This window comes from Myroides sp. C15-4, assembly GCF_050522745.1.
GTDB lineage: Bacteria > Bacteroidota > Bacteroidia > Flavobacteriales > Flavobacteriaceae > Flavobacterium.
Map to the genome: position 1 here is coordinate 1 of NZ_JBMVQX010000053.1, position 11,319 is coordinate 11,319.

Genomic DNA, 11,319 nt, shown 5'->3' on the forward strand with positions numbered 1-11,319 from the left:
TCATAAGTAATGACGTAATAGTACGTACCACTTGGAAGTTTACTTCCCTTATCAATGGTTGCTTTTCCTTCAGAATAGCCACGGAAAACATTACTGCTTCCGTCCCCCTGTGGATCATAACCACGGGTTTCATACACACGCGATCCCCAACGGTTGAAGATTTCTACCTTATTGTTGGGGTAATTCTTGATGTTATCGATAATAAAGTAATCGTTCTTACCATCGCCATCAGGCGTTACTAAGTTATAAATCACGATATCACCATCTAAAATCCAATCTTTCTTTACAGTGGCTAGGGTAAAGAATCCATAGCCTTTGACTGTTGCAATAGTGGTTACCTCTTTGGTCGACATGTCCACTACTCCCCCTTCATCTACCCAAAGTTGTGCTTGATCATCCCAACGGACAATGTGCAAGTTTTCTTCGGGTGTATTCAATACATCAGGCGATGTGGTTGTCTCCTCCCAACTTAGGGTTAAGAGTACGTCGCTCGTATTGTTTTCTCCTTTGTCGATCAGCCAATATTCTTTCGTATTTAGGGTGTTGATCACCCCTACTTTATTGGGACGAGACTCGAAAAAGGCTGGATCATCATACCTATATTCACCTGTAAAAACATCTTTAGTGCCTTTAGGAGCAGAAATACGCGCATAGCGGTATTTTCCTTGATCTCCACTAGGATAAGTAAAGGGTTCATTTCCTATCTTTTCAATTATTCCTTCCACATGTGCTTCATCGCGTACATTTAAAGTCGTAGCCCCATTTTGAAATGTAATCATTCCATGAGAAACTCCCGTAACCGAATTCTTTGCAGGATCCACTTTGATAATACCGGACTGAAAATCAGCAGTGCCATAGATATCGATGTTTTGTTTTAAATCGAATGCAACCTCGTTTACGGGATTATCAAACTCTACATGGTAAAAAGAGGCAATTCCGTTTCCCGTTAATCGTTTGACTCCATCAGCAGCACCATCAACGGTAAAAATAGTCCTTGAAGTTTTGCGATTTTCTGTCATACCGTACCATCCATCATTGAGGAAGTGTTGAAAATAAATCACGGTTCCATCATTGGTAACATCTCCAGATTCTTGATTTTCAAATGTACCTTCAAAGGAAATCAAATCTCCAGGTGAGACAGACAAGACCCCTTCGTTGCTGATCAACGAAGGTTCTTGACTATAAACTGCTGTACTGAGGCAACTTAATGTTACTACAGCATATCTTATTTTATTTTTCATGCTTTCTTTTTTTCCAGGTTTTAAAAATCTTTTCGATAGTTAATGGTGGTCATAGTAGTATTCATCCGTCGTACGTTGAACATAATCAATTGCCCAAGCCAGGAAGTTCATGGTAAAATGGCTATTGTATGTTGCTGCACGACTATCACCAGTTGATCCAGATCCTGTTATAACAGTAGCATTTGTAGCATTACCACTCACGCCATAAACAGTATTTCTAAAGAATCCACTATCTCCCACATAGACAAAGGCATGTTTATTGTGTCGCACAACCCAAGCTTTACTTGGATCTGCATCATAATTAATATAAGAAGATGGTAAATTGTTGATTTTTCTACCAATTCGATCCTCTCCTAACATTTTTCCACCTAAGTTTCCAAAGGGTCCTCTAATTAAAGGGTCATTTATATTAACTAAGAGGTGATCTGTACTTGCGCCACTAATAGTCGCAGCTCCACCACCTGCCAATTGATTAATAAAGTTGGCTGCATAAGTTTCATGCACTTCGTTTACAATCATTGCGGCACCTCTTTTGGAGACTAAGAATTCATATAAAGCATCATTCTTTGCTCGATCAAAACCAAAATTATAAGAACCTATTACAATATCGACCTTATTATTTCTCAAGGCGGAAGTAAAACTACTCGCGTTCGAATGGCTTCCAGAGATTACTGTTACACCCTCTACTTTAACGATTCCATTTGGTCCAAAATACGCTGGGTTCTTTAATAATCCTGCTTTTGCTCCATCATCTACTCTATAACCGGCACTACTTCCTGAGGCTAGAATCACCATGGGTCTATATAGTACAGGCACGACAACAGTTCCTCGTTGTTCTGCGTTTCCAACGCTATTTCCAAGAAGTTCCATCGTATAATGATCTGCCATTTGAGGTGTACCCTCAGCTGTCAAGAGCATCTTTACTTCGCGTCCTACCTCTGCATCAGTTAGTATTCTAGTTCCTTTATACGTAATACCGTTAACAGGGTTTGTTGTTTCAATCACAGCTTCACCAGGGAAGATAACCTTAACTGGTACTTCAATTTGATTGGGTCCTGTTAGGAATACGGGTTTATAAGGGCGTAGTTTTCCTATCACTCGGGCTCTATTCCAATCTACTTCATATTGAATAGGTGCACCTGATACTGGAATATCGTAATTACAACCCGTTAATTCGGTTAATTCAATTGAATAAGAAGAATCATAATCATGAGCTCCTTTAGACGTTAACTTCATTTTTACGGTTATATTTCGATTGCTAACCGTTGGCTTTCCTGTTCCTGCTTTAGGAGTGAGTACCACATTCTGTACATCATCACGTAAATCATTGAATACAAAGTCAATTAAGCCCGAAGTAAACTCTATTTTTTCGGTTTGATTTCCATAACCCGTTCCTTCAATTTCAACCGTTCCTGTTACTTCACCACGACCTGTAGCTTGTACTTTCAGTGGAACGTGAATTTTATTGTTTGCTGTTAAATTCACCTTGTATTCGAATACACCTTCGTGGCTGATTGGATATTGGGCATTTGCACAATAAAAATCTACAGTAAGCGGTTCTATGCGTACCGAATAAGGGTAAAATTCAGGAGATTGTCCTAATTCTACTTGAACATGGGAATTGGTAAAGAAATTCAATGGTGTACTTTTCGGAACTACTGGGGCACCTTGACCTCTTAAGATTACTTTCGCTGTTTTGGTAGCTATTTCCGCATGGGTCAACGTATGTCTACCGTAGAATCGAATTCCATTGTTATCCACCGTGTTGATTTCAACGGTTCCTCCCATGGTAATATTCGTAATGGTTGCTTCAAGGTTTCCACTTCTCAAATCTGTCAAGTTAACACCTGTAAAAAACTTACCTACAGGATCAATGCGACTAATTTTATATTTTAGGGATTCTTTTTCAACAAAATTGTGGATCACACAATTCGAAGCCTTTCCATTTAATACAAATTTGATCTCGTCACCTGAGCTTGTTGGTGCTCCATTGCCATCTCGTGTATATCCTTTTATTGGCGTACCCGATCCTCTTAACACAATGTGATAATTTCCAGCATCTGGAAAAATACCACTGCCTTGGAAAGCGTATCCATTGGGATCTGCTCCATTATAAGCTGTAGCCTCAACAGTATATCTCCCTGGTGTGGATACACTTACTTCAAGGAAAATCATATTCGAACGTTCTTTTAAGAATACCCCTTCAAAATAATTTCCTTCAATTTGTATGGTTGAACATTTGCTATTTTGAATCACAAAAGTAGCTGGTTCTATTTCTCCACATAGATTTAACCATCTAGCACGAGTTTCATTATAGAACTCCATACAATCAATAGTCGTATTATATATCATTAATCCCTGCTGTAAATCCGCTTTTGGGATATTTCTACGTTCACTCGTTGTCATTTTAGGCAACAAGAATCCTTTTTCTACCGAACTTAAATCTAGAATACTAAAAGGTAGTACATCACTAGCTGGCTCACTAACCGAACGGTCAGTTAACTTCATTCCATTTCTAATGTTTGTATTTTGCCCTTGCACTGTAGTGATACAAAAAAAGACGGCTAAGAATATATAATACAATAATTTATATTGTTTTTTTTCTAAATTCATATGCATTATTTTTTGATTAAAGAAGCTGAAACCTACGAAGACGTTTCAGCTTCTTATCTATTAATTAGAGGGTCTATTTTGTTTCACATAGTCAATAGCCCATGCCATCACGTTTGCATAAAGCACACTGTTATATACCGTACTACCTTGATAGTAAGGTTTTCCAATAGGTGTACCATCTGCCAAATATTTTGAAGGCCAAATAGAGGTATGTGTACTTGTAGCGGTTCCTACAAACCATCCACCATCACCAAAGAAGGCAAAACCTAAATCCTTGTGTTTTAATCCCCAAATTGAAGATGGATCTCCATCTTTACTCACTAAAGGAACCAAACTAGTAGGTAAGTTGCTATAATACCATCCATTCGTCGCGTCGTTACCTAGGTATTTTCCGCTTAAGTTTCCAAAAGGTCCATTGATAATTGGATCATTATTTGCACTACTCAACACTGGATTCAACATCGTATATCTACTATTGTGTAAAATTCCACTACTTGATGTCAGTTGTTCAATAAAGCTCTTTGTTGTTGAATGCACTCTATTCTCATCTCCAATAATCAGAACTCCTTTTTGATTGCGCACAAAATCTAATAACACTTGATTGGTGGCTTCTGAAGAATTATATCCAATCACGTTGACAATAATATCAACTTTATTAGACGCGATATAATTGCGTAAACTTTCGCCTTGTACTGATGTATTTAGAATTCGGATGTTATTTACTTTCACTTTTCCAGTTGGTCCAAAATTCACTCTACTATTTAAAATAGCTCCACCAGCATAGGTATTCGAGGTAGAAGGTCCATAGTTATTTGATCCTAATCGCAAGACAACAATATCTCTAAATCGAACATCAATCATCGTTGAACACGTCGTTGTACCTATTTGACTGTTGGTCGTAATCGTATAGGCTAGGTTTCCACCATCGGTATATTTTCCTGTAGGTGTCAAGCGAATTGTTTGTTGTCCTTGACCGCTGAATGTACCAGCTGCACTAAAGCTAACACCGTTGATTTCGTTGGTACTTATTGTATACGGACCTGGGTAGTCTACATTTACGCGAAGTTCAATATAGTGATTCGCTCCTAAATTAGAATCTACGGTATAGGATCCATTTACTTTTACGGTACTACACAGAATAGTGTAGCGAATCGGTTGTACTTCTACAGTAATTTCTGGGAATGTTGCACAAATAGCTGACGATCCAGGTGTAAGATTGGTAAATTTAATTGCTGTCGTTCCTTTAGGAATCATTATTTCTTCCGGATAAAGGGTTACAAACTGAATATTGTTTCGACTCGCATTGAATGCCAAGTTCACATTGTTTGCTTTAAAACTAACCGGAGTTGTTGTATTTCCTGCAACAAAATGCCCTTTTAATTCAATCGAAGTGGCTCCTGGTGCTAAAACTTTCACTGGAATTAAAATAGAATTCGCCTGAGATAGTCGCGTATCTTCTTGGTATCCTCCTCTAATTTCAATTGGGTTATTGGTATCATCACATAGGAGTTCAAATGCTACAGGTTTTACATGCACCATCACTTTTGCATTCGTCGGATTGGTATGACTAATTGAATTGGTTGTAAATGTAAAAACATTCGGTGATGAAGCTGGTGTAGAAATCGTAGGTGTACCTTGTCCAACTACTTCAATTTTTTGATTCCCTTCTCTTGTAAATTCACCCGAACCACTAAAAGACATCCCATTAGTCGTATTTGATTGTACTCTCCAGAATCCCGTTCTTGTCACATTGACATCTAATTCCACTTTATTATCGTTTGCATTTAATGGTACTCCGATATAAGCATCCCAAGTTGCTGCTACATTTTGTGGTTCATTAATTTTAAAATCTAGATCTGACGGTTTTACTTTAATACGCGTTGAAGTACAAACGGTGCTTACTTTTCCGTTAATTGAAAACGTAAGTAAATCCCCTTGAATTTCATTTCCTGTAAGTGGTGTACCTAAACCATCTAGGGCAATAGTATACACCCCAGGTGCGTTAAAACTACCACTTTTGCTAAAAGAATAACCATTTTCTGGGCTTGGTGTAGCAGTAATATGGTATGAACCCGCTTCTTGCACATTCAACTGTACATAAAGAATATCTGTTTCTTTTAAGAATTTCCCCTGTTCTAAGTAATCGTTACCTGATGCACTCAGGACAATTCGATTACAGTCGGTTAAGTCAGCAATAGCTGGAGGTAAAGTTCCACATAAACTCAACCAACGATTTCCTTCTCTACTGTAATAGTTGATACAGTCTGTATCGGTATTATAGATCACTAAACCATTTCCACGTTCTATATCTGTAATGGTAATAGCATTTCGCTCTGCTGTTGTCATACGCGGAAGCAAAAATCCTTTTGTAGAACTTTCCAATTCCAATAATGTTGCAGGCGCAGCTGTCACAGCACTATTGGCAACCGAACCATCTGTAATCTTCGTTGTGTGAGGATTATTTTGTCCGAAAGTGGTGGCTATTGTACAAAACACAGCCACCATCATCCCTACTATATATTGAATAGATTTCAAGTTATTTTTTTTCATCAATATCATTTTTGACTTATACAATTATCTATTTTAAAAGCGCTTCAAGTGCTTCTAATCGCTTCGTTAAATCCTGTACTTCATTCTTCAATACTTGAATTTCATCCGCTTTTTGATCTAACTCTTTTTTCTGTTCAATTACGTGTAAGAAAAGTTCTTCTGTTTTTTCTAATAATTGAATGGATAACTCTGATACGTTAAATGAATAACCTGTTGCGGTTTTTTCCAACTCACTAATTGGCGTAATTCCAGGTAAATGTCTATTTGTTTTAATATAGCTATCTACTGTAGTTAAGTCATTAAAAGTATAGTCATATTTCAACGAAGAGAAACCATCAAAATAGTTTTCAAATACATAATCCGCATAGTAGCTATTCGTTGCAGTAATACTTCCATTTACACGTAGTCGTTCATTTGGTGCGGCTGACTTCGTAGTATAACCAATCCCTACCCATCCCATAGTATAGATATCTTGATCATTTTTGGTCGCTTGCACCCCATTACCCGTATGCCAAGGCTCTTGAACAAGCTCGTTGAACGAAATAATAGTCGAGTTTTTATTCTCGTCTGTATAAATCAATTCGCGTGTATCTAATTTGGCTTCTAACTGAGTTAACGTTTCAGACTGTTCAAAGATATCCTTGATATAAATTGGATTTTTTGACTTTTCTTCATCTTGGAAAACTAAAGCTTTTCCAACACCTCCATAGTTATCCTCTAAGGTTAGGGAAGTAATCGTTTCTAAACTATTCCCCCCTGTTGCTCCAAATAATTCAGATCCTTTAATCTCTACATCTTCATTGGCCTCATTTTTATACACATATTTGGTTGCCTTATAGGTTCTTAAATACGTTTCTCCTGGGCGTTCAGTTTCTTCGTGTACTTCTAAATATTCGCCATTCACTTCATCCAAATACACATACATATCGTATTTTTCTGGTGTTAAGGTCGTTTTAGTTTCCTTGCTTCGGATTTCATCGGTTAAATTAAAAGTCGTGGTTGCTGTTGTAATGATAATATCTCCATTTGTATCTCGATCAACTGATACTGTTCCAGTCGTTGTTGAAATAAAATCTTTTAATAAATCAATTACCGTTGTATCCTTGATTATTTTATCAAAATCAGTAATAACATCTTGTGTAATTTCCATTACTACATCATCAGGTTGCCCCGTTTCATCAATGAAATAGTACTCAATCATCCCTGTCGTTTGATTCGTTCCTTTTTCCATTGCTGTTAACGTTTCTGCAAATTTTACCTCTACGGCATCTTTACCATTATGGAAGACAAATCCTGCTTTTACTTCTTCAGTATTAAGATTGGCATCCGTAACTTTTAAACTTGCTAGTGTCGAATTATTCTTAATCAGCGTTTTAAATTCATTACTATCACCAAGTTTATCAATAAAAAACTGATTGTCTACTAGTTCCGTTACAAACACATCGTTATTGGCGATGATTTTTCCTAAGTCGTCCATCTTCACAGCGAATACATTGTTCTCTGTATCGGTGATCGTTAAGAATTCATCTGTCGCTACAAACGATTTGATTTTTGTATTGCCTAAAGCATCCCAGCTAATAACTACGGGCTGCTTGTTTTCATCGTAGTAGAAGAAGGTGTTGTTTACCGTATCATACCCCACGTTTCCGTAAGTGTCTTTCAACTCTTCAATGATGTTGGTAATGAACTCGTTGTTGTTGGTAATTTGCTCAATGAATTCTACCTTATTTCCTAACTTGGTAATAAACTCCTGATTGTCTACTAGTTCCGTTACAAACACATCGTTATTGGCGATGATTTTTCCTAAGTCGTCCATCTTCACAGCGAATACATTGTTCTCTGTATCGGTGATCGTTAAGAACTCATCCGTTGCTACAAACGATTTGATTTTTGTATTGCCTAAAGCATCCCAGCTAATAACTACGGGTTGCTTGTTTTCATCGTAGTAGAAGAAGGTGTTGTTTACCGTATCATACCCCACATTTCCGTAAGTGTCTTTCAACTCTTCAATGATGTTGGTAATGAACTCGTTGTTGTTGGTAATTTGCTCAATGAATTCTACCTTATTTCCTAACTTGGTAATAAACTCTTGGTTGTCTACTAGTTCCGTTACAAACACATCGTTATTGGCGATGATTTTTCCTAAGTCGTCCATCTTCACAGCGAATACATTGTTCTCTGTATCAGTGATCGTTAAGAACTCATCTGTCGCTACAAACGATTTGATTTTTGTATTGCCTAAAGCATCCCAGCTAATAACTACGGGCTGCTTGTTTTCATCATAGTAGAAGAAGGTGTTGTTTACTGTATCATACCCCACATTTCCGTAAGTGTCTTTCAACTCTTCAATGATGTTGGTAATGAACTCGTTGTTGTTGGTAATTTGCTCAATGAATTCTACCTTATTTCCTAACTTGGTAATAAACTCCTGATTGTCTACTAGTTCCGTTACAAACACATCGTTATTGGCGATGATTTTTCCTAAGTCGTCCATCTTCACAGCGAATACATTGTTCTCTGTATCGGTGATCGTTAAGAACTCATCTGTTGCGACAAACGATTTGATTTTTGTATTGCCTAAAGCATCCCAGCTAATAACTACGGGTTGCTTGTTTTCATCATAATAGAAGAAAGTGTTGTTTACCGTATCATACCCCACGTTTCCGTAAGTGTCTTTCAACTCTTCAATGATGTTGGTAATGAACTCGTTGTTGTTGGTAATTTGCTCAATGAATTCTACCTTATTTCCTAACTTGGTAATAAACTCCTGATTGTCTACTAGTTCCGTTACAAACACATCGTTATTGGCGATGATTTTTCCTAAGTCGTCCATCTTCACAGCGAATACATTGTTCTCTGTATCGGTGATCGTTAAGAACTCATCCGTTGCTACAAACGATTTGATTTTTGTATTGCCTAAAGCATCCCAGCTAATAACTACGGGCTGCTTGTTTTCATCGTAGTAGAAGAAGGTGTTGTTTACTGTATCGTACCCCACGTTTCCGTAAGTGTCTTTCAACTCTTCAATGATGTTGGTAATGAACTCGTTGTTGTTGGTAATTTGCTCAATGAATTCTACCTTATTTCCTAACTTGGTAATAAACTCCTGATTGTCTACTAGTTCCGTTACAAACACATCGTTATTGGCGATGATTTTTCCTAAGTCGTCCATCTTCACAGCGAACACCGTGTTCTCTGTATCAGTGATCGTTAAGAACTCATCTGTTGCGACAAACGATTTGATTTTTGTATTGCCTAAAGCATCCCAGCTAATAACTACGGGTTGCTTGTTTTCATCATAGTAGAAGAAAGTGTTGTTTACTGTATCGTACCCCACGTTTCCGTAAGTGTCTTTCAACTCTTCAATGATGTTGGTAATGAACTCGTTGTTGTTGGTAATTTGCTCAATGAATTCTACCTTATTTCCTAACTTGGTAATAAACTCTTGATTGTCTACTAGTTCCGTTACAAACACATCGTTATTGGCGATGATTTTTCCTAAGTCGTCCATCTTCACAGCGAATACATTGTTCTCTGTATCAGTGATCGTTAAGAACTCATCTGTCGCTACAAACGATTTGATTTTTGTATTGCCTAAAGCATCCCAGCTAATAACTACGGGTTGCTTGTTTTCATCGTAGTAGAAGAAGGTGTTGTTTACCGTATCATACCCCACATTTCCGTAAGTGTCTTTCAACTCTTCAATGATGTTGGTAATGAACTCGTTGTTGTTGGTAATTTGCTCAATGAATTCTACCTTATTTCCTAACTTGGTAATAAACTCTTGGTTGTCTACTAGTTCCGTTACAAATACATCGTTATTGGCGATAATTTTTCCTAAGTCGTCCATCTTCACAGCGAATACATTGTTCTCTGTATCAGTGATCGTTAAGAACTCATCTGTTGCGACAAACGATTTGATTTTTGTATTGCCTAAAGCATCCCAGCTAATAACTACGGGTTGCTTGTTTTCATCATAATAGAAGAAAGTGTTGTTTACCGTATCATACCCCACGTTTCCGTAAGTGTCTTTCAACTCTTCAATGATGTTGGTAATGAACTCGTTGTTGTTGGTAATTTGCTCAATGAATTCTACCTTATTTCCTAACTTGGTAATAAACTCTTGGTTGTCTACTAGTTCCGTTACAAACACATCGTTATTGGCGATGATTTTTCCTAAGTCGTCCATCTTCACAGCGAATACATTGTTCTCTGTATCGGTGATCGTTAAGAACTCATCCGTTGCTACAAACGATTTGATTTTTGTATTGCCTAAAGCATCCCAGCTAATAACTACGGGCTGCTTGTTTTCATCGTAGTAGAAGAAGGTGTTGTTTACCGTATCGTACCCCACGTTTCCGTAAGTGTCTTTCAACTCTTCAATGATGTTGGTAATGAACTCGTTGTTGTTGGTAATTTGCTCAATGAATTCTACCTTATTTCCTAACTTGGTAATAAACTCTTGATTGTCTACAAGGTTGGTAACAAAAGTGGTATTGTTCGCAATCTCTGCTACATCCAAACGCACGCTATGGTTCGCTGAATCGGTTACAACCAACTGATCATTTTCTAAGGTAAAACTTACGTTGGTTGTATTTAACGCAGACCAATCAATATTGTGTTCCGCTCCTTGTGCATCATAGTACACAAATGTATTGGTTGTTGGGTTGTAGTTTACATTTCCATATTTACCTCTTAATTCATTGATAATATTTTCAATGAATTCGTTGTTGTTGGTAATGTGTTGGATAAACTCAACATTATCTCCCAACTTGGTAATAAACTCTTGGTTGTCCACAAGGTTGGTAACAAAAGTCGTATTGTTGGCAATCTCTGCCACATCCAAACGCACGCTATGGTTCGCTGAATCGGTTACAACCAACTGATCATTTTCTAAGGTAAAACTTACGTTGGT

At 37.5% G+C, this 11,319-nt stretch carries 4 protein-coding genes; all 4 read right to left on the reverse strand.

Annotation, left to right across the window (positions count from 1 at the left end):
* Window positions 1-1,241: gliding motility-associated C-terminal domain-containing protein (locus ACPDHL_RS15530; protein WP_430533638.1), on the reverse strand; the 1,241-nt coding region annotated here is incomplete at its 3' end.
* Between the two features lie 39 nt (window positions 1,242-1,280).
* Complete coding sequence (locus ACPDHL_RS15535; protein WP_430533639.1) at window positions 1,281-3,854, reverse strand: hypothetical protein; 2,574 nt, start codon at window positions 3,852-3,854, stop codon at window positions 1,281-1,283.
* A 60-nt stretch (window positions 3,855-3,914) separates the two neighbouring features.
* Window positions 3,915-6,404 carry a hypothetical protein gene (locus tag ACPDHL_RS15540; RefSeq protein ID WP_430533640.1) on the reverse strand — a complete coding sequence of 830 codons (2,490 nt, stop codon included), beginning with the start codon at window positions 6,402-6,404 and terminating at the stop codon, window positions 3,915-3,917.
* Between the two features lie 28 nt (window positions 6,405-6,432).
* Window positions 6,433-11,319, reverse strand: a 4,887-nt coding sequence (locus ACPDHL_RS15545) for a hypothetical protein (protein WP_430533641.1), incomplete at its 5' end; no start/stop codon positions are given.

Coding starts and splice junctions, on each gene's coding strand:
- ACPDHL_RS15540 (WP_430533640.1), bottom strand. CDS start 6,404: ATGAAAAAAAATAACTTGAAATCTATTCAATATATAGTAGGGATGATG.
- ACPDHL_RS15535 (WP_430533639.1), bottom strand. CDS start 3,854: ATGAATTTAGAAAAAAAACAATATAAATTATTGTATTATATATTCTTA.